Source organism: Nitrincola salilacus (assembly GCF_046271865.1).
GTDB classification, from domain to species: domain Bacteria; phylum Pseudomonadota; class Gammaproteobacteria; order Pseudomonadales; family Balneatricaceae; genus Nitrincola; species Nitrincola salilacus.
On sequence record NZ_CP176580.1, the window covers coordinates 1939912 to 1965273 of the forward strand.

General features: G+C 53.3%; 17 protein-coding genes. 9 read left to right on the forward strand and 8 right to left on the reverse strand.

Going from position 1 to position 25362, the window contains the following annotated elements:
* The first annotated feature begins 36 nt into the window (after nucleotides 1-36).
* Together ACK3CJ_RS09170 and ACK3CJ_RS09175 are read left to right on the forward strand one after the other, a co-directional pair.
* Nucleotides 37-1992 carry a methyl-accepting chemotaxis protein gene (locus ACK3CJ_RS09170; protein ID WP_409526114.1) on the forward strand — a complete coding sequence of 652 codons (1956 nt, stop codon included), beginning with the start codon at nucleotides 37-39 and terminating at the stop codon, nucleotides 1990-1992.
* Nucleotides 1993-2034: 42 nt separating this feature from the next.
* Nucleotides 2035-3513 carry an AAA family ATPase gene (locus tag ACK3CJ_RS09175; RefSeq protein WP_409526115.1) on the forward strand — a complete coding sequence of 493 codons (1479 nt, stop codon included), beginning with the start codon at nucleotides 2035-2037 and terminating at the stop codon, nucleotides 3511-3513.
* A 15-nt stretch (nucleotides 3514-3528) separates the two neighbouring features.
* Here the strand turns inward: ACK3CJ_RS09175 and ACK3CJ_RS09180 are convergent, their stop codons facing one another.
* Complete coding sequence (locus ACK3CJ_RS09180; protein ID WP_409526116.1) at nucleotides 3529-4824, reverse strand: NAD(P)/FAD-dependent oxidoreductase; 1296 nt, start codon at nucleotides 4822-4824, stop codon at nucleotides 3529-3531.
* Nucleotides 4825-5130: 306 nt separating this feature from the next.
* Between ACK3CJ_RS09180 and ACK3CJ_RS09185 the strand changes: the two genes are divergently transcribed.
* Nucleotides 5131-6633 (forward strand): NCS2 family permease, encoded by a 1503-nt coding sequence (locus tag ACK3CJ_RS09185; RefSeq protein WP_409526117.1) that lies wholly within the window; start codon nucleotides 5131-5133, stop codon nucleotides 6631-6633.
* Between the two features lie 87 nt (nucleotides 6634-6720).
* Here ACK3CJ_RS09185 and ACK3CJ_RS09190 read toward each other — a convergent pair whose 3' ends face one another.
* A complete protein-coding gene (locus ACK3CJ_RS09190) occupies nucleotides 6721-7092 on the reverse strand; it encodes a hypothetical protein (protein WP_409526118.1) in 372 nt (123 codons plus the stop codon).
* A 135-nt stretch (nucleotides 7093-7227) separates the two neighbouring features.
* Between ACK3CJ_RS09190 and ACK3CJ_RS09195 the strand changes: the two genes are divergently transcribed.
* From ACK3CJ_RS09195 to mqo, 3 genes are all read left to right on the forward strand, one after another.
* A complete protein-coding gene (locus tag ACK3CJ_RS09195; protein WP_409526119.1) occupies nucleotides 7228-7824 on the forward strand; it encodes a LemA family protein in 597 nt (198 codons plus the stop codon).
* Nucleotides 7825-7865: 41 nt separating this feature from the next.
* Nucleotides 7866-9902, forward strand: a complete 2037-nt coding sequence (locus tag ACK3CJ_RS09200; RefSeq protein WP_409526120.1) for a M48 family metallopeptidase — start codon at nucleotides 7866-7868, stop codon at nucleotides 9900-9902.
* A 109-nt stretch (nucleotides 9903-10011) separates the two neighbouring features.
* Entirely contained in the window at nucleotides 10012-11499 is a 1488-nt protein-coding gene (gene mqo, locus ACK3CJ_RS09205) for a malate dehydrogenase (quinone) (protein WP_409526121.1), read from the forward strand.
* An 89-nt stretch (nucleotides 11500-11588) separates the two neighbouring features.
* Here the strand turns inward: mqo and ACK3CJ_RS09210 are convergent, their stop codons facing one another.
* The 4 genes from ACK3CJ_RS09210 to ACK3CJ_RS09225 form a co-directional block, all read right to left on the reverse strand.
* Nucleotides 11589-11909: a hypothetical protein gene (locus tag ACK3CJ_RS09210; RefSeq protein WP_409526122.1), complete on the reverse strand. Its 321-nt coding sequence runs from the start codon at nucleotides 11907-11909 to the stop codon at nucleotides 11589-11591.
* Nucleotides 11910-12119: 210 nt separating this feature from the next.
* On the reverse strand, nucleotides 12120-13442 hold the full coding sequence (locus tag ACK3CJ_RS09215) for a sensor histidine kinase (protein ID WP_409526123.1): 1323 nt from the start codon (nucleotides 13440-13442) through the stop codon (nucleotides 12120-12122).
* Nucleotides 13439-14590, reverse strand: a complete 1152-nt coding sequence (locus ACK3CJ_RS09220) for an FIST signal transduction protein (RefSeq protein ID WP_409526124.1) — start codon at nucleotides 14588-14590, stop codon at nucleotides 13439-13441. The genes ACK3CJ_RS09215 and ACK3CJ_RS09220 overlap by 4 nt, the downstream gene beginning before the upstream one ends.
* Nucleotides 14591-14729: 139 nt before the next feature.
* Nucleotides 14730-17435: a sensor domain-containing protein gene (locus ACK3CJ_RS09225; protein WP_409526125.1), complete on the reverse strand. Its 2706-nt coding sequence runs from the start codon at nucleotides 17433-17435 to the stop codon at nucleotides 14730-14732.
* Nucleotides 17436-17753: 318 nt separating this feature from the next.
* Between ACK3CJ_RS09225 and ACK3CJ_RS09230 the strand changes: the two genes are divergently transcribed.
* The gene (locus ACK3CJ_RS09230; protein ID WP_409526126.1) at nucleotides 17754-21020 is read left to right on the forward strand and encodes a putative bifunctional diguanylate cyclase/phosphodiesterase; all 3267 of its coding nucleotides are present in this window, start codon (nucleotides 17754-17756) and stop codon (nucleotides 21018-21020) included.
* A 23-nt stretch (nucleotides 21021-21043) separates the two neighbouring features.
* On the opposite strand, the gene rluF is transcribed toward ACK3CJ_RS09230, so the two are convergent.
* Together rluF and rlmE are read right to left on the reverse strand one after the other, a co-directional pair.
* Entirely contained in the window at nucleotides 21044-22084 is a 1041-nt protein-coding gene (gene rluF, locus ACK3CJ_RS09235; protein WP_409526127.1) for a 23S rRNA pseudouridine(2604) synthase RluF, read from the reverse strand.
* A complete protein-coding gene (gene rlmE / locus ACK3CJ_RS09240; RefSeq protein ID WP_409526128.1) occupies nucleotides 22081-22701 on the reverse strand; it encodes a 23S rRNA (uridine(2552)-2'-O)-methyltransferase RlmE in 621 nt (206 codons plus the stop codon). The genes rluF and rlmE overlap by 4 nt, the downstream gene beginning before the upstream one ends.
* A 118-nt stretch (nucleotides 22702-22819) precedes the next feature.
* Here rlmE and ACK3CJ_RS09245 point away from each other — a divergent pair, with 118 nt between their 5' ends.
* Nucleotides 22820-24553: an NAD(P)/FAD-dependent oxidoreductase gene (locus ACK3CJ_RS09245; protein WP_409526129.1), complete on the forward strand. Its 1734-nt coding sequence runs from the start codon at nucleotides 22820-22822 to the stop codon at nucleotides 24551-24553.
* Nucleotides 24550-25290, forward strand: coding sequence for a TrmH family RNA methyltransferase (locus tag ACK3CJ_RS09250; RefSeq protein WP_409526130.1), 741 nt, complete (start codon nucleotides 24550-24552; stop codon nucleotides 25288-25290). The genes ACK3CJ_RS09245 and ACK3CJ_RS09250 overlap by 4 nt, the downstream gene beginning before the upstream one ends.
* Nucleotides 25291-25362: the final 72 nt, after the last annotated feature.

Here is a 25362-nt window from a genome sequence, read left to right on the forward strand (position 1 = left end):
AGCTGATAATGATATTACGGGCTGAGGGCATGATCAGTGAAAATAAGAACAAAATTGATTCTGGCATTTATCGCTCTGGCGGTGCTGCCGATTGTCATCATCTCTGCAGTAGTGGTCACCCACCTGCGGCAGCAAGCTGAAGAGTCCTTTCAAACCAGTACAACGCGTGAAATCCGTCAGATAGACAATGCGATGCAGGTCTATTTTGATGCTATTGATAAAAGTGTCCACTTTCTCGCCAGCCATCCGCTGATGATGCAGGTCGATTCGGGGATCACCGATTATCTGGCAAGTGCAGAACTGGTGATGACGCCAGATAAGGCCGGTGGGATTGAGCAGGAGGTGTTTGAGCTTTTCGACCATTTTGCGGCCACTCATCCCGGCCTGGCGTATGTGTATATGGGCACGGCGGAAGGTTCATACATCCAGTGGCCTCTCGGCAGTGTATCAGCACGTTATGACCCGCGTCAGCGCCCGTGGTACCAGGCTGCAATGGCGCAGCCCGATGTGCCCGTCAGAACCTCAGCCTATTACTGGGAGCCAGACGATGCCGTAATTGTCAGTACTGTCATGAGTACGGCCAACCAGCTTGGCAAACAGGGTGGTGCCATTGGTCTGGATGTGTCACTGGGGCAACTGACTGCAATGGTGCGTGATATCAAGCTGGGTGAAACAGGTTATCTGATGCTGCTTGAGGCCAGTGGTAATATTCTGGTCGATGCGGCTAATCCGGAGCATAACTTCAAGAATATTCAAGAGCTTTCAGCAGATTATCGGTCATTGTTTGAAGCCGCTGAAGGGGGCGAACGTATCAGCCTGTCGGGCAAGGATTATATGGTGGCAGTCTATGAGTCTCCGGGACTGGGCTGGCGCTATATCGGTTTGATTGAGTATGGTGAAGTGATGGCACCAGCTAATCGGATGATAGGCTTTCTGTCGCTGATAGTTCTGGCAATGGTGCTGCTCTTTTCTCTGATCGGTAAGCTGACAGCAGATGTTATTGTCCGGCCGATCCGGGCGGTTTCTGCCAGTCTCAAGGAGATCGCTCAGGGCGAGGGAGATCTGACCCGTGAGTTGTCGGTCAAGGGCAAAGATGAGCTGGCTGAGCTGGCGAACTGGTTTAACCTCTTCCTGAAGACTATCCGAAATCTGGTGTCAGAAATCACACAAAGCGCAGAGGGCCTGAAGCTGTCCTCTGCAGAATCAACCAAATTGTCACATGATATGACAGATACTGCCGGGCGGCAGGGGCACTCTGTTGATATGGTGTCAACCGCGTTTCATGAGATGGTGGCCACAGCCAATGAGGTGGCCAAGTCCTGCAGCAATGCGGCCCAGGCGGCTGATACGGGCTATCATGAAGCGCAGGATGGCCAGGCCAGCATCAATATGGCTGTGACTGAAGTGGGCCGACTCAGCACCGAGATTGAAGACTCCGTCAGTGCGATTGTGCAACTGGAGGAGGACTCCCGAAATATCAATCTGATACTGGATACAATCCGTGGTGTGGCGGAACAGACCAATCTGCTGGCGCTTAATGCGGCTATTGAGGCGGCTCGTGCAGGCGATCATGGCAGAGGGTTTGCCGTCGTGGCAGATGAGGTGCGTGGGCTTGCACAAAGGACGGCGCAGTCCACCGAGGAGATCAATGCTCTCCTTAACAAACTTAATACGCGCACCACCCACGTGAGTCAGCGCATGTCTGCCAGCCAGCAGGCAACAGAAAAAACGGTTTCCAGCATCCAGGCGGTGAGTGAAAGCTTTGATCGTGTCAGAACCTCTGTGGACATGATCCGCGATATGAATACACAGATCGCTGCAGCGGCAGAAGAGCAACATCAGGTGGCAGAGGAGATTAATCGCCATATTGCAGAGGTTAACGGCGATGCTCAGCGAGTGAATGAGATGTCGGAGCAGGTCAGAGATACTTCGTCATCACTTGCAAGATTGTCCCAACAATTGGATAGTCTCGTCAAAGCATTCAAAACCTGATGGAACAGTGACTGTCCATCAGCATGACATGAGGACAGAGAGTTGGACGATAGCAGGGATCTGGAGCTGATTTTGCGTTCGCGCACACCACTGGTGGTGGTTGAAACCCATGAAGAGGCTCGAGTGTTGGAGCTGCTGATGGGCCTTTCTCAGCGCATGATGACGCAGCTCTATCGCTGGTCGGTGACCGAGGGATTGCGCCGACTGGACAAGGATATGGCAGCACAACGGCACAATATTGAACCCGCCGCTGTGCTGGGTCATATACGCAGTGCAAAGACACCGGGGCTTTATGTGCTGCTGGATTTTCACCCCTACCTGAGTGAGCCGATCAATGTGCGCATGCTCAAGGATATTGCGCTGGAGTGTGAGCAGTGGGGTGCGACGATCATTCTGCTCAGCCACGAAATAGAGCTGCCGGGGGAGTTGGCACGCTACAGCGCCCGGTTCGAGCTCTCTCTTCCCTCTCCTGAAACACTGCGGCGAATCATCAACGACGTCGCACGTGAGTGGGGTGCACAGCATGTTGGCAAGCGTGTCCGGGCGGATGCTGCAGCGGTGGATCTGCTGGTGCGAAATCTGGCCGGATTGCCGCTGCTGGATGCCCGCCGCCTGATCCGTAATGCGATCTATCTCGATGGCGCCATCACTCAGGAAGATATTCCTGCCGTGATGCAGGCCAAGTATCGCCTGCTGGAAGGTGGTGGGGCGCTGTCGTTTGAATATGACACGGCGCGCTTTTCCGATCTGGGTGGGATGAAACACCTCAAATCCTGGTTACAGCGCAGGGCGGCCTCATTCAGTGCTGCACCACCTCCGGGGCTCGAGCCACCCAAAGGAATACTGTTGCTGGGTGTACAAGGGTGTGGCAAGAGTCTGGCGGCGAAATCCGTCGCAGGTACTTTTGGTGTACCCCTTCTGAGGCTCGATTTCGGCACTTTGTATAACAAATACCATGGTGAAACAGAGCGTAATCTTCGTGAGGCGTTGCGCACGGCAGAGGTGATGTCGCCCTGCGTGCTCTGGATGGATGAGATAGAAAAGGGGATAGGTACCGATTCTGGAGAAGGATCAGGCCCGTCAAAGAGAGTGCTGGGAGCTTTGTTGACCTGGATGGCAGAACGTACCGATCAGGTGTTTATGGTCGCGACGGCCAATGATATTACAGCATTGCCGCCGGAGCTGGTGCGTAAGGGGCGCTTTGATGAGATCTTTTTTGTCGATCTGCCGGATGCCGCTGCAAGGCTGACCATACTCGACGTGCATCTGAAGCGTCGTAATCTGGACCCGGAAGCCTTTGATTTGACGCTGCTGGTATCGGCATCGGAGGGTTTTTCAGGGGCGGAGCTGGAGCAGGCGGTGGTATCCGCGCTTTATGAGTCCTACGCAACAGGTCAGCCTGTCAGTGGGGATATGTTGCTGCACGAACTGCAGCGCACCCGGCCCCTGTCGGTAGTGATGGCCGAGAAGATCGAGGCGCTGCGGCGCTGGGCTGCAGAGCGCACAGTCCCGGCGGACTGAGCGCTCTATCGGGCATCAATGCAGTTTCAAGCGGGGTTTCAGAATCCTGTTGACCCTCTCCACGACGGTCATCAGGATGGTTCTGATCCAGCCATGCAGCGCCAGTTGGTGCATCCGGTAGAGTGAGATGTAAACCACCCGCGCGATCCTGCCTTCGATCATCATGCTGCCGCTGGTGAGATTCCCCATCAGGCTGCCGACGGTGCTGTAGTGGCTCAGTGAGATCAATGAACCGTGGTCTTTGTATTTGAAGGACTTTTGTGGTTTCCCATTCAGGCAGGCGATCAGGTTCTTGTACACCAGCGTTGCCATCTGATGCGCCGACTGTGCTCTGGGTGGCACCCAGCCGCCATCAGGTAATGGGCAGGCAGCACAGTCACCCAACACATACAGATGAGGGTCATTGCTTACCTGGAGCGTGGGTGTCACGATAATCTGGTTATTACGGCTCAGCTCCAGTCCTTCAATATCGTGCAGAAAATCGGGGGCCTTGATACCTGCTGCCCAGACCATCAGATCAGCATGAATCTGATCACATGTCTGCGTATGCATCACCCCTTTCTCAGCCTTGACGATCTGTGCCCCTTCACGGATATCAACGCCCAGCTTGGCCAGCTCATCGCGGGCTGATGCGGCGATTCGAGGTGGCAGGGCAGGAAGAATGCGTGTGCCTGCCTCCAGCAAAGTGATCTGAAGATGCTTGAGGGTCACTCTTTCCAATCCGTAGACTTTGAACAGCTCAGCCGCGTTGTACAGTTCGGCAGCCAGCTCGACACCGGTTGCTCCCCCGCCAACGATCGCAATGCGCAGCTGTGCGTCGGGGTCAGTTTCCAGTTGCTGATTAAGACGCAGAAAACCATTCACCAGACGCTGCCGGAACCGCTCGGCCTGCTGAGGGCTATCCAGATACATGCAGTGCTGGGATATCCCATCGATCCCGAAATCATTTGATACAGACCCGATTGCCAGTACCAGATAGTCATAGCTGAGCGTGCGCTCTGGCAGTATCTCCTGGCCCTCGTTGCTGTTCAGGGCCGACAGAGTGATGGTTTTTGCTGCCCGATCAACATGACTCAGGCTACCCAGCACGAACCGGAAGTGGTGATTGTGCGCATGAGCGCGGTAGCTGATCTCGTCGGTTCCTGTGTCCAGTGAACCGGTAGCTACCTCATGCAGCAAGGGTTTCCAGATATGAGTCTGGTTGCGATCAACCAGGGTTATCTCCGCCTTGTTGCGCCGACCAAGCTTGCGCCCGAGTCGGGTAGCCAGCTCCAGACCGCCGGCTCCGCCTCCTACTACTATGATATGCATCGTTTTATGCTCTTGTAGATAATGAAATCTGTGCGCTGCCTGATCGGTGACGGGCGAGTGGAGCCCGGATAGGTATCAGGTCTGCTTGCCGACTTCAGCCATACTCCGATGAATGGATCTTGATAATGCCAAGGCTGCTGAGGGCTTGATTAATGCAGAGCATATCAGGTCTGAAGGCGGAATTGATGAGAAGTTTTATGACATAAAGCTGACTATATAGTCAAATTTGAAAAACGTTGCTAAACTCACCTCAGCAAATCAATAACTACCCACCCAACCAACAGAAAAATAAAAAAAGGAATGTCCATGGCCTCTCAACCAGTCCATTACCCTTGGTATAAGAAGGAAGATACCGACGCTTTCTTTGCCCTGTTTCAGAACAATATTGCCAACTTCGTCATCATTGCGATCAGTATGCTCGGCATGGGGTTTTCGCCCGGAATCGTATTTGGTCAGGTGCTGCCGGGGGCTGCCGTGGCGGTCATGGTGGGTAACTTCTACTACGCCTGGAGTGCTGCCCGACTTGCGCGTAAGGAAAACAGAGCCGATGTCACAGCGCTCTCCTACGGTATCAGTACGCCGGTCATGTTCGTCTTTCTGTTTGGTGTGCTGCTGCCTGCCAAAGCTCTGACCGGGGACGAGGATCTGGCCTGGAAAATTGCTGTTGCTGCCTGCTTCCTCAGTGGTGCCATCGAAGTGGCTATCAGCCTGATCGGTCGCTGGGTACAGTCGCATCTGCCACGGGCTGCAATGCTCGGTGCAGTGGCGGGTGTAGCACTGACCTTTATTGCCGGTGAGATGCTGTTCAAGACGCTGGAGATTCCAGTAGTCGGTCTGCTGGTGCTGGCGATTATCATTGTCGGACTGGTTGCGCGGGTGGCGATGCCTTTTCGCATGCCGGCCTCGCTCTTTGCGATAGTGATTGGTACTGCGATGGCATACCTGATTGGTGCCGTGGACGGTGCCAAGTTCTCGGATGCTTTCACCCATATCGGCTTTTACCCACTGCTGCCGGGTCTTGCCTGGTATGAGGGGCTGGGGCTTCTGTTCAGCAGCATGCTGGCGATTCTGACGGTTGTGCTACCGATCACCCTCTACAATGCGATCGAAACGATGAACAACGTTGAAGCGATGGAAGCCGCCGGTGACAAGTATGATGTCCGTGAATGCCAGGCGGTTGATGGCGTGGGCACCATGCTGGGCGCGGTGTTCGGTGGCGTGTTCCCGACCACAGTGTATATTGCGACCGTGGGTGCCAAGTGGATGGGGGCCGGTCGTGGCTACAGTATCCTGAATGGCGCGGTGTATGGTGTTGCCACAATGTTTGGCCTGATAGCGGCGCTGGCAGCGATCATTCCGGTTTCTGTGGTGGCTCCGATTCTGGTTTTTGTCGGCATGTCGATGATAGCGACGGCGTTCCAGACCAACGAGTCACGCTACTATCCGGCGATTGCGTTGGCGATGCTGCCCTATTTTGCCAACTATGTGATGACGCGCTTCAATCGTGGGGCAGGCGATGTGGTGGATAACATATCCAGTGCGATTGTTGTGTTGGGGCAGGGCGCCATGTTTACCGCGATTTTGCTGGGTGCGATGACCGTCTCGGTGATTGATCTTAAATTCCGCCAGGCAGCGATCTATGCCCTCATTGCAGCGGCCTGTTCCTTTGTCGGGTTGATGCATGCCCCTCAGATGACACTGAATGCAGCACAGGATTTCACCTTTGGCTATCTGGTGATGGCGGCTTTTTTTGGCTGGTTCTCGCTGAAATCAGTGCGTGAACAGCGCTCATTACCAATGGGTGACTGAGTGCTATGTGATTGAGTACTACGTGATTGAATGCTACGTGAATGACTGATTAGCAAAACGCCCCGGCATATGCGGGGCGTTTTTCATTTATGGATTGAATCTCATACCCAGAGTCTGTCTGGACTGGCCGCTGACGCGAAAGGTAATCGCCTGAACTTCCTGAGAGCTCTGCAGGGTACCAGTCAATCGGTAACTACCATCAGGCAGGTCGATAATCAACCAGGGACCATCTGCGACACCTTGTACCAGAACTTCACCTGATTCACGGCTCAGTGTGAAATCAATGTCGGCCAGATACGCACCATCGCGTGCGGAAAACTCCACTTTCGTGTTATGAACAGGCGCTTCCATGCGTGATTCCGAACCAATACCGCCTGTCCAGTAATCCATAGCCTGAGCTGCAGGGATGAGTGCCAGACTCAGCAATAACGCAACACATGTCTGTTTTATCCTATACATGACCAACTCCTTGCAGGTTAATGGCAAACTTATCGGTTTGACCCGGAAGTAAAACACAAGTTTCAATCTGCTTTCACCTCAGGATGAGCGTGCTAATATGTGATGAGCAGATCAACTTTAGCACAAGGAATGAATATGGAAATTACAACGATTGTCATACTGGCTGTCCTGGCCGGACTGGTGTTTTTTGTCATCGGTATCTATAACCGACTGGTAGCGCTTAAAAATCGCTTTCAAAACGCTTTTGCTCAGATCGAAGTTCAGCTGAAGCGTCGTTATGATCTGATTCCCAATCTGGTTGAAACCGCCAAGGGTTATCTCAAGCACGAGCGCGAAACGCTTGAAGCTGTCGTGAATGCCCGTAATACCGCGATGGCAGGTTTGAAGGCGGCGGCTGCCGATCCGGGTGCTGCTGGTGCCATGGCTCAACTGGCGGGAGCCGAAGGTGCTTTAACCAGCGCGCTGGGCCGTCTGAGCGTGGTGATGGAGGCCTATCCTGATCTCAAAGCGTCCGAGAATATGCAACAGCTCTCTGAGGAACTGACCTCAACCGAGAACAAGGTGGCGTTTTCGCGTCAGGCATTCAACGATGCCGTGATGGCTTACAACACCTATAAGCAGAGTTTTCCTCAGGTAGTTCTGGCACCGACCTTTGGGCATGGGCCAGATGCATCGCTGCTGGAGTTTGAAGACAGTGCCGAGATCCAGGCTGCACCGAAAATCTCTTTCTGAACCTTTAACTTCAAACCATCAGTTAAACATCAGGGATGCAGATGAACTTTTTTGAGCAACAGGATCAGGCCCGACGCAACACCAAGTTGTTGGTACTGTTTTTCGGGCTGGCGATTATCAGCCTGATTATTATCACGACACTGGCTGTCGGAGTTGTGTTGTACATCATGACAGGTACCCAAACGGGTTCCACCTCCGGTGGAGCTCTGAGTGGTGATCAGCTGACGCGTGCACTCTCGGTAGATAACTGGGCTCTGCTCAGTGGTGTGGCAGCGGCTGTGATTGCTGTCGTACTGCTGGGGAGTCTGTTCAAGCGCATGCAATTGAGCAGTGGTGGTGTCGCGGTCGCAGAAGCGATGGGTGGAAGACTACTGAACATCTCGACTCAGGATGCGGATGAAAAACGCATCCTGAATATTGTCGAGGAGATGGCGCTGGCATCCGGCATGCCGGTACCACCTGTGTATATCATGGAGGATGATGCGATCAATGCCTTCGCCGCCGGGTATACACCTCAGGATGCTGTTATCGGCATAACCCGTGGCTGTATCCGCCTGCTCAATCGCACTGAGTTGCAGGGTGTTGTAGCCCATGAGTTCAGTCATATTCTGCATGGCGACATGCGTTTGAACATCCGGCTGGTGTCCTTGCTGAACGGGATACTGGTGATTGGCCTGATCGGCTATTTTCTGTTGCGCAGTGTTCGTTTTCAAAGAGCGGGTTCATCGCGCAAGGGCAACAGCGTAGCTGTTGTGCTGGCGCTCGGAGCTTGCCTTGCTGTGGTGGGTTATGCCGGAACCTTTTTCGGGAATCTGATCAAGGCTGCCGTCAGTCGTCAGCGAGAGTATCTGGCAGATGCTTCGGCTGTTCAGTTCACCCGTGAACCGGAAGGTATCTCAGGCGCGTTGAAGAAGATCGGTGGCTACAGCCACGGTTCTCAGCTCAGTGCTGCCAATGCAGCCGAGTTCAGCCATATGTTTTTCGGGCAGGGGGTCAAGATGGCCTTCGGTTCGCTCATGGCGACCCATCCACCGCTGAATGATCGCATCCGGCGCGTGGAGCCTGACTGGGATGGGCGCTTTGTCAGAACCAGTCTCGAAGAGAGCACCGCTCAAAGGGATGGGAATCAGGCATCAGAGGAGGATACACAGCAAAAAAGAGAGCAGCTGCTGACGGGTATTCTGGTGGGTACGGCAGCAACTGCGGCTTCCTCGGGTGGCTTATCTAGTGATATGGCTGGAGGTATGACTGGGGGCGCCATGCCGCAGCATGCGGCACGGGAATCAATCGATGCGATCGGACAGCCAGGCAGTCGTCATCTGGCTTATGCGAAGTCTGTGTTGGATCGTCTTGATCAACAGCTTTACCAGGCCGCCCATGAGCCTTACTCTGCGCGGGCTGTGATCTATGGTCTTTTGCTGAGTGAGCAGCCGGATGTGCGCCAACAGCAGCTTGAAGCCTTACAGCAAAATGCCTTACCTGATGTGTTCAGTGAGCTGCAACGTTTGCTCGATAAACTTGTAGGATTGGATCCGCACTTGCGTTTGCCGCTGGTCGAGCTGTCGCTGCCTGCACTGAAGCAATTGACAGACGATCAGTACAACATCTTCAAGCGTTGTCTGACGCTGTTGATTCGTGCTGATAACAGAGTCAGCCTGATGGAATGGGCCCTGTTCAGAATTGTAACTCGCAATATTGAAGGCGTGAGTCGGGAGCGCCAGCGCTTTGATCTTGTGCAGTGCAGCGATGAAATCGCACAGTTGCTGACCCTGATAGCACACGCTGGCAACCCAAATCCGGAGCAGTCAACACACGCCTATAATGCTGCGGTGGCGACCTTATCGATACCTCTGGCATCGATTGCCAGCCGTGAATCAGTCAGTCTCAGTGAGCTGGACAAGGCTCTGAGTAAGCTGGCACAACTGAAACCGCTGCAAAAACCGGCACTTTTGAAGGCTCTGGCAGTCTGTATAGAGGATGATGGCGAAATCACCATCACCGAAGCAGAATTATTGCGTGCTGTGGCGGATAGTCTCGATTGCCCGCTGCCACCGCTTCTCGAGAGGCCTGAAGGGTAATTATTGTTGTGCAGGTGCAAAAATCTTTTGCCAATTACACCAACGAATAATTGTTAACAATTCTCAGGTCTATATAATCGCGTTTTATTTTCAAATGGCGACGATTTTAATGACCTTGAAAACAGTCGATATCTTATTGGTAGGGGCCGGTGCTATGAGTGCCAGCCTGGGGATGTTGCTTAAACAGCTTGATCCCGGTTTGAAAATTGCAATGATCGAGCGTCTTGATCAGGTTGCGCTGGAAAGTACCAGTGGCTGGAACAATGCCGGTACGGGCCACGCTGCCTATTGCGAATTGAACTATACGCCACAACTGGCGGATGGGTCGATCGATACCCGCAAGGCATTTGCGATCAACACGGCGTTTGAAGTCAGCTTGCAGTTCTGGTCCTGGCTGGTTGAGCAGAATATGCTGCCCGCTCCCAAGGCTTTCATCAACCAGGCTCCGCACCAGAGTTTTGTCTGGGGTGAAGAAAACGTTGCGTTTCTACGCAAACGTCACGAAACCCTGAGCGCCCATCCTCTGTTTGCCGATATGCAATACAGCGAAGATCCAGAGCAGTTACGTCAGTGGATGCCGCTGGTGATGCATAATCGTGATTCTAACCAGAAAGTGGCGGGAACACGTGTCAGCTATGGATCTGATGTCGATTTTGGAGCTTTGACCCGCTATCTGGTCGAGCATCTGCAGCGCCAACCTTCGTTTGAGCTGCTGACCAGCCATACCGTCAAGGATCTTGAACAGATTGACGGTCGCTGGGAGGTCAAGGTCCGTGATGAGCAGCTCGATAAGTCCTATACGATTGATGCCGGTTTTGTTTTCCTGGGAGCTGGGGGCGGTTCTTTACCGTTGCTGCAGAAATCGGGGATTCCTGAGCGTGAAGGTTATGGTGGTTTCCCCGTAAGCGGACAGTGGCTGGTATGTACCACGCCGGAAGTTGTTGAACAGCATCATGCCAAGGTGTATGGCAAGCCGCCTCTGGGCGCGCCGCCGATGTCTGTTCCGCATCTGGATACGCGTATTATCAATGGCAAGAAGGCGCTGCTGTTTGGGCCTTTTGCCGGCTTCACTACCAAGTTCCTGAAGCAGGGCTCTTTCCTGGATCTGCCGAAGTCTGTCAACCTCGGTAACCTTAAGCCCATGCTGTCGGTTGCCAGGGACAATATGGATCTGACGCGTTATCTGATCAGTGAAGTGATGCAGTCTCATGGTGATCGTGTTGCGTCACTGCAGGATTTCTATCCTGATGCCAAAGCCGAAGACTGGAAACTCTCAATTGCCGGTCAGCGAGTGCAGATTATCAAAAAAGATCCTGAGAAGGGCGGCAAGCTGGAGTTCGGTACCGAGGTGATCACCTCAGCGGATGGATCGCTCGCGGCTCTGCTGGGAGCTTCACCCGGGGCGTCTACAGCGGCTCAGACAATGGTCAATATCATCGAGACTTGCTTTACAGAGCGTTTCAACTCTGATGGTTGGCAGGCGAAACTGCGCGAGATGATACCCTCGTATGGGCAGTCTCTGGCAGATGATCCAGCATTGCTGAAAGTAGTCAGGGAAAGAACGCTGAGTACACTACAGCTTCACGAAGAGGCGTAAGCTCTGTTGCTCAGGGCTCAGCTACAGGACTCAGCTACAGGGCCCATCTGACGGGCCCTTTACTCGTTAACGCAGCCGGGCATCTGTGCTCAGGCTGCGTGTTCCTCTTTTTTGCCCTGTGCGCCGAAGTGCGGATAATACTGCAGCTCTATGTCGATGGTTTTAACCTTGACCGCGTATTTTTGCTCAAGCAGCAGCGTATAGCGGCGGATAAGGGGCTCCAGATGTTGCTGGTAGCATAGCGCATCAAGTCCGGGCAGATCGATCGACACTTCGTTTCTCAGGCTCTGCATCGGGATGCTGTAACCTGCTTTCAGATGTGCACGCATGAATACACGATAGTCATGACTCAAACTATGTGTAGGCTGGCCTTGCAGCTCGGAAAAAAAAGTCAGGTTAAGCTGTTCCACAATACTATGTTCCTCATCCGGATCAGTTGATGCTGATAGATGAGCTGCAGGAGGGGAATACAGTTGAAAACTAAGGCGCTTGGAGACTGATACGCTGGAAAGCTGTCACAACGCTGCGCTTTAGCTACATTTGTATACCGCCTGCAAGTTGCTCTTAAATCAGCGGTGAGAATCGGACTTTATCAGAGCATAACCTGCTTGCCAAGCCTGTTAACGCGCTTTTGCAGACGTCACCTGGGTTGGATCGAGTGGTAGAAGCAGCTTAAAGCTCGCTCCTTGATCGGGTTGGCTGTGCAATTCGATACTGCCAGCGAGGGGGCCGGTGACCAGATTATGCAGGATTGCCAGCCCCAATCCGCTACCACCCTGTCCGAGACAAGAGGTGTAGAAGGGCTCAAACGCATGCTTCAGGGTTTCTTCATCCATACCGACACCATCATCCTGATAGATGAACTCGATCCAGCCTGTTTGGTAAAGCCCGGCCTGAAGGGTGATGGTGCCTTGCTCACGTTGGGCAAAGCCATGTTGCAGAGAGTTGTTGATGAGAAGCGTGATGATCTGCTCAACAGCTCCGGGATAGCTGTTAAGCAGAAGGTATTCATCAATTCGGGTGATCACACGGTAAGGTGTTGGTTTCAATTGATGCGCCAGAGTGATCAGAATTTCGTTCAGCAGCGCCCCTAATTCAAATTCGCGTAGACGCATACTGGTCTGATCGGTCGCGATCTGCTTGAAGTGTTGAATCAGTGCTGCACCTCGCTCAGCATTGTGAGAGATCATACCAAGGCCATTACTCAGGGTGCTCAGCGCCTCCATCAGTTGGCTGCGTTTGAGGGGGCTATTCGATGTCAGTGTGTTTTTCAACTGGGTGACGGAGGATTCCAGTGTGCTCCCGACTGTGACGATATTGCCCAATGGGGTGTTGAGTTCGTGAGAGATCCCGGCTACCAGTCGGGCAAGTGATGCGAGTTTCTCAACCTGAGCCAGTTGGGTAATGGCGCGATGCAGCTCCTCATTTGCCCGGGTCAGCTCTCTTGTGCGCTCATCCACCCGCGCTTCGAGTGCTTCATTAACCTCCTGCAGAGCGACCTGAGCACTTTGCAGTTCATTAACCTGCTGCAACAGGGTGTTAGTGACATGGTTGTAGTCAGAACGGATCGTTTCCACTTCACGACTGATGCGCTGACCATAGAAGGCCGATTCACGATTTTGATCTATCTGCTGAAACAACTGTTCAATCAACGTCAGCAATGCATCAGCCAGCGTCTGAATCTCCTGCTCGAGCGCGGTAGGGTAGTGTACCTCCCACAGCAGGGTCATGCGTTGCTTGATGCTCAGGGCCGATCCAGGTAGCAATATAACGCCATGAATCTGGCCACCACCCTGCTCGATAACAGGCTCTACCTGATCAAGATTGTCTCCATGCAGAGCAATCAAGCCACCGGTAAGCACCCGGCGGGTGATATCGCACTGGATAAAACCAGCCGGCGGTGCAGGCTGCAGCGACACATAGTAGCGTGGCAGTGAGCTCATGTATCATCACCCAACAGCAGTAGCACATAGGTCATGTTATGAAACATATTGCACGTGTAGCCACTGCCTTGGCGCATCGGGCCGAACTCACCCGATGACGGAAAGCCCGCCATCGGCAGCCCTTGCGGATAGGCGTCAGACATCGCCTTCACCTCATTGTGGATCTGACCACCGAGCAACCATTTACGCCCGGCACAACTGACCACCAGCGCCGCTTTGGGTACGAAATCAGTCAGGGTACTGTCGCTTGCCAGTTGATATACCTCACGAATCAGCTCATCCGGGTGCGCCACACAAACCTGCACCAGGCGGCCGGGCTCGATACCGCCATACAAGCCCAGTGTGCCTTCAGCGTTGCGGGCATCTGGAATGATCGAGCGCAGGCGAGTCTGCTCGGGTTGGTCAGGATTAGTGACGCGCAGCGTCACAATGCCTCGATCGCTTTCAAGCACCGGCTTGCCGGTCTCTCGGGTGATAAAGTCGGCAGCGGGGATGCCGTCAACCTGTTGTAACAGCGCACCCACTGCGGTATCAACCTTGCCGGGTTTGCCAACCGGTTGCAGGGTGTTGCTGATATGTATAGAAAAGGGAAAAGCGCCATATGCCGCGAGCATCACGATACCGTCACGGATCAGCTTGCGGTTGCAGAAAAGCATGCAGGTATCGATGCGGTTATCATCTGTGGCCAGTCCACCGACTACCGGCGCAGAGCATTCATGGAACAATACTTTCTCAACCTCACTGGCATCGGCGTGGAAGTCTGCACTGATGAACATCAGGCTAGGCTGCTCTGTTGCGGTGAGTTCACGAAGGGTAGAGCGGGTGGTGTCAGCCGGTGCTCCTGCTGCGCCAGTTCTGGCGCTGATCTGCCAGCGTATCCGGCCCTCTGAATTCAGGCCCAGCGCCACGGCTCCATAATCTGCTGCCATTCGGGCTTCATAGTAACCATCGCCACTGTTACCGATCAGAATGACGCTGTCATCCTCCAATGCATCATAGAGGCCTTGCAAAAGATTCTCAGGATCAGGGTAATTGACGGCACAAAAGAGAAAAACCACTTCGGGAGCCAGTGCACGAAGCTGTTCGCCCAGGTCAATGCCTGCTCGGTAGGAGTTGGCCACCTGAGTGGTGCAGGAGTGGGATCGCATAGGCAGACCTATTGGGATTATTATTGTAGTTCTTGTTGTAGTTCTTGTTGTAGTTCTTATTGTAGTTATAAAACCAGTTATAAATGTAGTCTGTGTTATGCCTGTTATGAAAAAGTTGTACTGATGTACCTCCCTCGGGTCAGCTCCATTTGGCAATCCACTCATCAGCTGGGCCAGGTTTGCCGAAAAGATAGCCTTGATGTATCACATCGCCACGTGCATTAAGAAAAGCAGCCTGCTCTTCGGTTTCGACCCCTTCGGCAACTACTTTAAGATGCATATGCGAGGCGACGGCCAGAATGGTCTCCACCAGCGCTGCATCATTCGGGTCGTTGGGGGCATCCTGAACAAAGGTTCTGTCAATCTTGAGCTCATGGATCGGCAAACGCTTCAGATAGGCCAGTGAAGAGTAGCCTGTACCGAAATCATCTACTGAAAAGTGTATGCCGATCTCGGCCAGGGAGCTCATCTTGGCGACAATATCGTCTATATTGTCGATCACCAGCCCTTCCGTGATCTCCAGTGTCAGGTTTGTAGGATCGGCGCCAGTGGCCGACAGCATCTGTTTGACCCAAGGCACAAAGTTGCTTTGGCGGAAGTGACGAGGACTCATATTCACCGACAGGCGCAAAGGTAAGCCCAGCTGTGCCTGCCTGGCGATCAGGCGGCAGGACTCAGTGAGAACCCATGTGCCCAGCTCAATAATGAGATCAGACTCTTCGGCAATAGGAATGAAAACCGCAGGAGGCAGCAGGCCCTGGGTTGGGTGTTGCCAACGTACCAGCACTTCGGCTCCCACCAGATCCCGATTTGAATTGACCTGGGGCTGCAGGAAGAGTCGCAGCTCACCTGCGGCTATACCATGGCGCAGCTCTCTTTCGGTACGAAAACTGCGCTCAGCCTCTTCACCCATGCCTATCTCAAAGAAGGCTGTCTGATTGCCACCGGCACCCTTTGCACGGTGCAGAGCAGTATCAGCACGACGCATGATGTTGGCGGGTGTTTCATTAGCCTTTTCCGGGAAGGTGGTAATTCCGACACTGGTAGTGACCAAAAAAACCTCACCCTCAATAATGATCGGTTGCTGCAGCTGTTGATGAATTTTCTCAGCGACCGAGAGCGCGCGCCTGTTAGCCTGTCCATGGCCCTTGTTGGGGTCCGGCAGCAAAATGGCAAATTCATCACCCGCCACCCGGGCAATCGTATCACCGTCACGCAGCAGCCCTGATATCCGGTTGGAAAATGCACGCAGGAGGGCATCTCCGGTCACCAGACTATGGGCATCATTGATCAGTTTGAAGCGATCGATATTCAGCAGCAACAGTGCTTCCTGATAGTGCATGTGTCGCCCTGAGGAACACGCTTGTTCTAATCGATCCATCAGCAATGTACGGTTTGGAAGGCCGGTCAGTGAATCAAAGAATGAAAGGCGATGAATCTGAGCCGCTGCCTGTTTCTTGTCACTGATGTCCTGCTTGATGGCCAGATAGTGACTGACTTTGCCATCGGTATCGCGCACCGGAGCGATAGTAACAAACTCCACCATCTCTGAGCCGTTCTTGCGTTGGTTGTACAGCTCCCCGCGCCAGGTTTCACCTCTTTGTAATGAAGCCCACATTGAGTCATAGGTTTCGCTGGGAGTCAGGCCGGATTGCAGCAGACGTGGATTTTCACCCTGAATCTCTTCTCTCGTGTAGCCAGTGTGTGTGAGGAAGGCCTCATTGACGTATTCGATATGGCCATCAAGATCAGTGATCAGAATGCTGTCGGGGCTCTGTTCGACGGCCTGTGACAGTTTGCGAATCTCATGGTCAGAACGTTTTCGTTCCGTGATATCCTGAACGCTGAATTGCAGCAGAGTCCTGTCCTGATGCTGAAAACGAACCAATCTGATTTCGGCATCCCATAGCTCGCCATTTGGGCGCTGATGCAGCCAATCGAACACCAGTGACCCTTTGCTCAGACACTCATGAATAAACTCATAGCCCAGTTTTCCTGATGCAGTACCATCCTGCTGAAACGGGGGGGATACCATCGCGGGAGTCCAGGACAGCAACTCATCACGCGACAGTGCGCCATAAATCCTGACCGCTGCATCGTTGCAATCTATGAAGTTAAAGTTGGTCGGGTCCATGACGACAAGCGGTATATGTGAGTCATCAAACAAGAGTCGATTGTAGGCACGGCTTTCCAGCAACGCGGATTGCTCCTTGCGAAGAGCATCGCTGATCTCCTTGCGCTTACGCATATTGATCAACAATGCCATGATTACCAGCATCTGAAGTATCAGGGCACCTATCAGTATGCGCTTTTGCTGTTTCTGACTTTCCTGCAACTGCTGTGTGCGCTGTACAACCAGTTCTTGCAGACGATTTTGAAAGGTCAGGAGCTCCTCTTCGGCAACCGCTTTGCCGGTGATATCATGGATAACTGAAAACAGTACTTCTCTGCCATCAGTCAACTTCATGGGAGAGGAGTGGACCTCTACGGTGCGAACAATTCGGTTGGCGCTGAGGTGAGGAAAAACAAAGTAGCTTCTTTCTTCGCTGCGTGCACGCTCTCGCTCCGCGGCAACCTCACTCGGATCCAGAATGTTGAAGTCCTGAATGGATTTGGTCTTCAATTCATCAATAGTAAAGCCATAAAAACGGGCGGCGGCCTGATTGGCATCAACAATGGCACCACTGGCAGGATCAATAAACAGCATGATGGTGGAGTGCTGGCTGAGCAGGGAGGAGAGCAGTTGCTCATTCGCTCTGACATAGCCATGAGAAATGGGCAGTATCAACAAGGCGCTGATCAGTAAGCTGAACAGGACAACCTTGATGGTAGTGTTTTTTATCATAATGACTCCACGCTACTGATAGATCAGCAGCGACTGCTGGCCTTATACATCCTTGACACTGCCACTGTTGCCGTGATTTGAGGACGCGATAGGCTACACAATTTTTGTTGTTATTATGCAGACTTGGATCAATAAATGTATATATAAACCCTTGGTGTTGCAAATTATCAAACAAAAGTGCTTGCATTGAACATATGATTTCTGTTGCTATTAGTGGAAATATTTCCTGTTTCTACTTTTTTTTCAAACAAATTGCCAAACAAGTATTTCAAACAAGTGCAACAGATACCTAAGCCAATAATAAGAGTAAATAAAGGCATGCAAATAGGAATTCGGGGCAAGCTCGTTCTGTTATTTGTTGCGATGAAGGTGATTCCCTTGTTGCTGCTTGGCTGGTTCGCATGGACTCAGGCAGACAATCTCGGGATGCAATTGTCCGAGGGTGTTGACCAGTTGCTCGGAACAGCAACACGTTCTGTCGACGAAGTGGGTCGGGTAGCAATAGCCGATGCAGTCGATGCACTGGATACTCGCGCCAGAGATGACATTGAGCGGCAGACTACCGATGTGGCTCAAGCGATTGCAACATTTCTGTATGAGCGAGACAGTGACTTGCTTTTGGCCGCTGCGCTACCTGCAGATGCAACTGTTTATGATCAGTTCGTCAAAAGCCGTTCGCGACACCTGGTTCGCCACGGACAATGGCAACTTTCTGCCGATCAAAATACCTGGGAGCCTGTGGATACGCACCTGCCTGAGGCGTCTGTAGTGGACTGGGGCAGTGAAGATAATGCCCGAGCCTTCAATTACCAGCCCCCATTTGCTTTTGAGCGGGTCAGTGCGCCATTGTATCTGGAGATGACCTTTGTTGACCTTCAGGGCCAGGAGCAGGTCAAGATAACCACCTCCGACAGGGTCAGCTCTGAGCTTCGAAATATCGCTGATCCTGCCAACACTTATATCAAGGCCGAACACTATTTTTCTGAGCTGCAACAGCTTCAGCCGGGTGAAGTGTATGTGTCGGATGTGATCGGTGCGTATGTTGGTGCATCTGTGATCGGCCCCTATACGCCGGTAAGTGCGGCAAAGGCAGGTGTTGAATTTGCGCCATACGAGAGCGCTTATGCTGGCAAGGAGAACCCGGTTGGGAAGCGCTTTGAGGGTTTGGTGCGATGGGCAATGCCGGTGATGGAAGAGGGCAGGATGATTGGTTGGGTTACGCTGGCGCTCGATCATGACCATATCATGGCCTTTACTGACTTTATTGTGCCGACACCCGAGCGTTACACGGATATTACAGACGCATCATCCGGTAACTACGCCTTCATATGGGATCATAAATCGCGCAGCATAGCGCACCCTAGGCATCATTCGATTGTAGGATATGATCCTGAAACCGGACGTCCTGCTCCTGTCTGGCTTGAAGATGCACACTATGACACCTGGCAGTCCAGTGGACTGGCTTATGATGAGTTTATCGGGCTGGTGCCGGAGTTTTTGTTGCAAAGTCATCTCAAAAGACCCGCTCTGGATCAGGTACGTGCCGGGCAGGTTGGGCTGGATTGCCGATATCTGAATTTTGCACCGCAGTGTGTTGGCTGGCATAACCTGACGGAACAGGGCGGCTCCGGCTCTTTCATGATTCTATGGAGTGGTTTGTGGAAATTAACCACAGCAGCGGCCATACCCTATTTTACCGGTCAATATGGTGAGACACCTCGCGGTTTCGGCTTTGTGACGATCGGAGCCAATGTCGAGGAGTTTCATAAGGCCGCTAATGAGTCGAAAGAACGGCTCGATCAGATAGTGGCGCGTGCGGATGAGCAGATGTTGCAGCTAAGTGATGCCACCCAGATGGCGATTGATCAGAACCTGGGTGAAACTGCCAGAAGCCTGTCTATCTCCACCATGGCTATGATTGTGGTGGTGGTAGTGATTGCGATCTGGATGGCTTCGTATATGTCTGGGCGAATCAGTTGGCTGGTTAAGGGGATCTACCGATTCCGGCGTGGCGATCGAAGCTTCCGATTCAAGGAAGTGAGCCAAGATGAGCTGGGTGAGCTGGCCACCTCATTTAATGAGATGGCCGATGCAGTGGGTAAAAATCTGTTGCGCCTTGAAGGGGAGGTGAGCCAGCGTCGCCAGACCGAAGCTGAACTGCTGGAGATAAAGGCAAACCTTGAAAACCTGGTCTCTGAACGCACTCAGGCACTCACCGAGGCGAACGATCGCATGAAGGATGAGATCGTCGAACGTAGTGCTGCACAGGAGAAGGCGCACTACCTCGCTGGACATGATGCGTTGACCGGTCTCGCCAATCGATTCGAATTTAATGAGCGTCTGCTGGATGCAGTAAGGTTTGCGACCAGAAAAGGGCGCTGCTGTGCCTTGCTCTTTTTTGATCTCGATAAGTTTAAGGCGGTTAATGATCACTATGGTCATGGTGTGGGTGATGAGCTGCTGATAGCGGTAGCCGGCATGCTGAGAGAAGTCGTTCGTGATACGGATGTGGTGGCACGACTGGGTGGAGACGAGTTTGCCATCATACTGAATGATCTGCAAGAGCCTGAAAGTGCGGCTGTGGCTGCCCAGAAAGTGATCGACATGCTGAGTCAGCCGATTCATATTGCCGGCCACCTGATTCATACCGGTACCAGCATCGGCATTACGACTTGCCCCGGTGATACTCAGGACCCAGAAGAGTTGTTACTACATGCGGACCTTGCGATGTATCAGGCCAAAGAGGAGGGAGGTAGCGCCTATCATTTCTTCATCAAGACCATGCACGATGAGGTCAAGCTGCGCAAACTCAGAGAGTCTGAACTTAAGGTCGCGCTGCAGGAGCAGCAACTGACGGTTCATTACCAGCCCCGGCACTACTGCCACAGGCGAGGTGTCTCTGGCGTTGAAGCTCTGGTCAGGTGGCAACATCCGACACAGGGGCTTCTGTTGCCGGAAGAGTTTCTGGATATTGCCGCTCGCTCCGGGTTGCTCGCGGCTATTGATGAATATGTCATCACGACAGCCTGCTATCAGGCTAGAGAGTGGTTGGATCAGGGGCTTGAATGTGGTCGGGTTGCAGTTAATCTATCACCTACAGAGATCTCTCATCCTGACTTTGTGACCCGTATTCTGAATGTACTGGCATCCAGCGGCTTGCCGGCAGATCGATTGGAACTGGAGATCACTGAGCGTGCAATTCTGACCAATAGTGATCTGGCGATTGCCAATCTGGTCGAGCTGCGTCAGATGGGCGTTATGATCGCGATAGATGACTTCGGGACAGAGTACTCATCGCTGAAGCGTCTGATTGACTGCCCGATCGATGTGATCAAGATTGATCGCTATTTCGTCAGTCATATGGATGATGTGAAGTCCGCAGCGGTGATCAAGGCGATCATTGCGATGGCCAAGTCGATCAATCTTGAAATAGTGGCAGAAGGGATAGAGGGGGCGATGCAGATCATCAAACTTCAGGTGATGGGGTGCGACGTGTTGCAGGGTTTCCATATCGCCAGACCCATGCCGGCAGAAAAGCTGCCTGAGCACCTGAGAGTCAATCAACTGAGACTGACGACTATCTGAAAACAGCTTAAGACGAGCAGGGCTCAAGGGCGTTTCGGACCGCCTTTGCGGGTACCAGCCTTGGGCTTCTGCGCAAATCCGGGATTGCTTCTTGGCTTGTTGGCTGCACCGGGCTTCTGTGCCTTGCCGCCGCTGCCGGAGCGGGTGCCTGGCTGTGGTTTTCCACCTGGCTTTGCTTTATCTGCGCCGCTACGTCCTTTTACTGCAGGTTTGGATGAACCCTTGCCTGCGGGTCTGCCCGGTTTATCTGAGCGTCGATCAGTTTTGGCGCCAGCTCTGGTACCTGAACGATTGCCAGCCTTCGGCTTGCGAGGCGCCTGCGCGCCAGTGGGTACCGCATCAGAAGAGGACTGCTCCGTCAGGGCGGCGATCGTCTTGATCTCTTTTTCGGTCAGATCGCGCCAGTCACCCAGTGCCAGCCCTTTCAGCGACACATTCATGATTCTGATACGCTCAAGCCGGGTGACCTCATAACCGAAGTGTTCGCACATGCGTCTGATCTGGCGGTTAAGCCCCTGAATCAGCGTAATGTTGAAAACAAAGGTCGACTCTTTCACGATCTTGCATTTTTTGGTGATGCGGCCAAGTATCGGCACGCCGTTGCTCATGCCATTGATGAAGGCGTCGGTGATCGGTTTGTTGACCGTCACCAGATACTCTTTTTCGTGATTGTTGCTGGCGCGCAGTATCTTGTTGACCAGATCCCCGTTGTTGGTCAGAAAGATCAGGCCCTGTGAGTCCTTATCCAGACGACCAATCGGGAAGATGCGGGCACCATGATTGACGAAATCGACAATATTGCCCCGCTCACTGGATTCAGTTGTGCTGACAATACCGACGGGTTTGTTCAGGGCGATAAAAATCAAATCATCCTCTTCCTGAGGGTCGATCGCCTGGCCATTAACCCTGACCATATCCCCGGGAAAAACCTGATCACCCGTTGTGGCGCGCATGCCATTGATGTACACGTTGCCCTGATCAATATAGCGATCCGCTTCTCGCCTTGAACACAGGCCGCTTTCGCTGATGTATTTATTGATGCGCGTGGAGGTTTTGAAATTCATCCCCGAAATCCCTTGCCGACAAGATAAACTTCGCGGGAGCGGGGGCGGGAGGCTTCAGGTTTGCGCACCACGACTGAATCAAAATGGACTCTCACCGCTTTTACAAACTCCTCATAGCCTTCGCCATGGAACACTTTTGCCACAAAACTGCCTTTGGGCTTGAGTACCTGGCTGGCCATATCGAGCGCCAGCTCCACCAGATAGATGGAGGACGCCTGGTCCGCAGTGGACACACCGCTGATATTCGGCGCCATATCCGAGATCACCACATCCACCGGCACACCATTTACGGCCGCCATGATCTCATCGAACACGCTCTGCTCGGTGAAATCTCCCTGAATGAATTCAACATCGGCCAAGGAGTTCATCGGCAGAATATCGGAAGCGATAACCTTGCCCTTTGCACCGACCAGTTTCGAGGCCACCTGCGACCAGCCACCCGGCGCTGAACCCAGATCCATCACCAGCATGCCCGGCTTGATCAGCTTGTCCTTCTCGTTGATCGCCAGTAGCTTGTAGCTCGCGCGTGAACGATAGCCATCAATCTGAGCCTGTTTGACGAAAGGGTCGTTGATATGTTCATCCATCCAACGGTTATTGCTTTTGGATCGGGTCATAATTTACAGATACCGCCTTACTGATACCGCCGAGAGAAAGGCGCTATTGTACCTGCCTGGTGCGGATCAGCAAAGGCGCATGCTTCTGACAGTCTGACAGAATGGCGTGGAGGATGACGTGCAGGTTGGTGTAGGAGCCGGTGCGCTGACTTATCACAGCATGGCAGGTATAATTCGTCGCTACTGTCATCCTTTGCCGAAAATATCGGCCGGAACCCTCACCATGATTCGCATTACTGAACTGTCTTTGCCTCTTGATCACCCTGAGTCGGCGCTTCGCCAGGCGATATTGCAACGCCTCAAGCTGGCGGATGATGAGCTGCTCGACTTTACAGTGTTCAAGCGCAGCTATGATGCGCGCAAGAAAAATACTGAGATCACCTTTGTCTATATCATTGATCTCGATACCCGCGACAATGAAGCCGTGCTGGCGCGTTTTGCCGATGACACTCATATCAAGACAGCACCTGATACGGCTTATTATCCTGTGGCACAGGCCCCGGCTGATCTGACTGAGTGCCCGCTGGTGGTTGGTTTTGGTCCCTGCGGCTTGTTCGCAGCGCTGACACTGGCCCAGATGGGCTTCAAGCCGATCGTGCTGGAGCGTGGGCGCGAGGTCCGTCAGCGTACCAAAGACACCTGGGCCTTATGGCGTCAGAATACCCTCAATACCGAGTCCAATGTGCAGTTTGGTGAGGGTGGAGCTGGGTTGTTTTCCGATGGAAAACTCTACAGCCAGGTCAAGGATCCGAAGTTTTACGGTCGCAAGGTGATGCAGGAGTTTGTGCGTGCCGGCGCCCCTGACGAGATCCTTTTCGTTAACAAACCCCATATCGGCACCTTCCGCCTGACGGGTATCGTCGCAAAAATGCGTGAAGAGATCATCGAACTGGGTGGCGAGATACGTTTTGAATCCAGAGTTACTGATCTGCTGCTGGATAATCAGTCGGTGCGGGGTGTTGTGCTGGCAGACGGCACCGAACTGTTGAGCCGTCATGTCGTGCTGGCACTTGGTCACAGTGCGCGGGATACCTTCCGTATGCTGCATCGTCACGAAGTGTTCATTGAGCCCAAGCCTTTTGCCATCGGTTTTCGTATTGAGCATCCGCAGTCACTGATTGATCGGGCGAGATTGGGCAAATATGCCGGTCATCCTGAGCTGGGCGCAGCGGATTACAAGCTGATCCACCATGCCAAAAATGGTCGTGCCGTTTACAGCTTCTGCATGTGTCCCGGTGGCACAGTAGTGGCGGCAACCTCGGAAGAGGGGCGCGTGGTGACCAACGGCATGAGCCAGTATTCTCGTAATGAGCGCAATGCCAACTCGGGTATTGTGGTGGGTATCAACCCCGAGCAGGATTATCCCGGCGGCCCACTGGCCGGCATTGAGCTTCAGGAGCGTCTGGAAGAGATCGCGTACAAGCTCGGTGGCTGTGACTATCGTGCGCCAGCGCAGCTGGTAGGTGATTTTCTGCGCGGAAAGCCTTCCACGGCGCTTGGTGAAGTTGAGCCCTCTTACAAACCGGGCGTCCAGCTCTGCGATCTGGCCGACGCGCTACCTGATTATGTCATCGATGCAGTACGCGAGGCGCTGCCGGCATTCGGCAAGAAGATCCGCGGTTTTGATCGGGACGATGCGATCCTGACCGGCATCGAATCACGCACCTCATCACCAATCCGTATTACACGTGATGCCGAGAGTTTCCAAAGCCTGAATACCCGTGGACTCTATCCGGCGGGTGAGGGGGCTGGCTATGCCGGTGGGATTCTGTCGGCGGGCATTGATGGCATCAAGGTTGCCGAGGCGGTTGCTCTGGCAATGTTGCAGGAGCAGGGCGCGCAAACGGCATGAAACTGGACGATATCAAAAAACTGCATCAGAAGAAGTATCGTCAGGAGCTGGGCCACTGTCTGGTTGAGGGTGAGCATCTGGTGCTGGAGCTGGAAAAGGCCGCTGCTACTCAGCCTGCGCTGGAATCTGCGCAGTTGTATGTCACGGCGGCTTATCGTGACTGGCCAAGCCGCTTTCAAAAGCATGAGGTCAGCGATCGGCAAATGGCTGCCATCGCCGATACCAAGACTCCACAGGGGATATTGGCGGTTGTCCCTATAGCTGCAATTGCCCCTATAGCGGCGATTCATCCAACGGGTTCCTCAGCGGAGGTTGCCGTTTATCTGCATCAGATCCAGGATCCGGGTAATCTCGGTACTATTCTGCGCACACTGGCCTGGTTTGGCGGCTTTCGCTGCCTGCTCAGCCCCGACAGTGTCGACCCGTTCAATCCCAAAGTGATCCGCTCCAGCATGGGAGCACTGTTTCATGTGCCGCTGGAGCTGGATGTACCGATCAAGTCTCTGGCTGAGCGTTACGCCCACATCGGTTGCCTCGATATGCAGGGGGAGCCCTTAAGCTCAGCAGCTTTCAAGGCTTGCGATTGCTACCTGTTCGGCAATGAAGCGCGCGGCGTACCACGTGAGCAGTTACTGGCACTCAACGCACAGGCGTTCACCATCCCTGGTGCTGGCCTGATTGAGTCCCTTAATCTTGCCACGGCGGTCAATCTGAGTGTGTATGAGCGTCAGCGCTGAGCACTGACGCGCTCATCAGGGTCAGCATAGGCTCAAGTTAACTGTTGGGGTGCTGTTATCTCACCGGATTGG

Coding starts and splice junctions, on each gene's coding strand:
- ACK3CJ_RS09180 (WP_409526116.1), bottom strand. CDS start 4,824: ATGCATATCATAGTAGTAGGAGGCGGAGCCGGCGGTCTGGAGCTGGCT.
- ACK3CJ_RS09185 (WP_409526117.1), top strand. CDS start 5,131: ATGGCCTCTCAACCAGTCCATTACCCTTGGTATAAGAAGGAAGATACC.
- ACK3CJ_RS09190 (WP_409526118.1), bottom strand. CDS start 7,092: ATGTATAGGATAAAACAGACATGTGTTGCGTTATTGCTGAGTCTGGCA.
- ACK3CJ_RS09195 (WP_409526119.1), top strand. CDS start 7,228: ATGGAAATTACAACGATTGTCATACTGGCTGTCCTGGCCGGACTGGTG.
- ACK3CJ_RS09200 (WP_409526120.1), top strand. CDS start 7,866: ATGAACTTTTTTGAGCAACAGGATCAGGCCCGACGCAACACCAAGTTG.
- mqo (WP_409526121.1), top strand. CDS start 10,012: ATGACCTTGAAAACAGTCGATATCTTATTGGTAGGGGCCGGTGCTATG.
- ACK3CJ_RS09215 (WP_409526123.1), bottom strand. CDS start 13,442: ATGAGCTCACTGCCACGCTACTATGTGTCGCTGCAGCCTGCACCGCCG.
- ACK3CJ_RS09220 (WP_409526124.1), bottom strand. CDS start 14,590: ATGCGATCCCACTCCTGCACCACTCAGGTGGCCAACTCCTACCGAGCA.
- ACK3CJ_RS09225 (WP_409526125.1), bottom strand. CDS start 17,435: ATGATAAAAAACACTACCATCAAGGTTGTCCTGTTCAGCTTACTGATC.
- ACK3CJ_RS09230 (WP_409526126.1), top strand. CDS start 17,754: ATGCAAATAGGAATTCGGGGCAAGCTCGTTCTGTTATTTGTTGCGATG.
- rluF (WP_409526127.1), bottom strand. CDS start 22,084: ATGAATTTCAAAACCTCCACGCGCATCAATAAATACATCAGCGAAAGC.
- rlmE (WP_409526128.1), bottom strand. CDS start 22,701: ATGACCCGATCCAAAAGCAATAACCGTTGGATGGATGAACATATCAAC.
- ACK3CJ_RS09250 (WP_409526130.1), top strand. CDS start 24,550: ATGAAACTGGACGATATCAAAAAACTGCATCAGAAGAAGTATCGTCAG.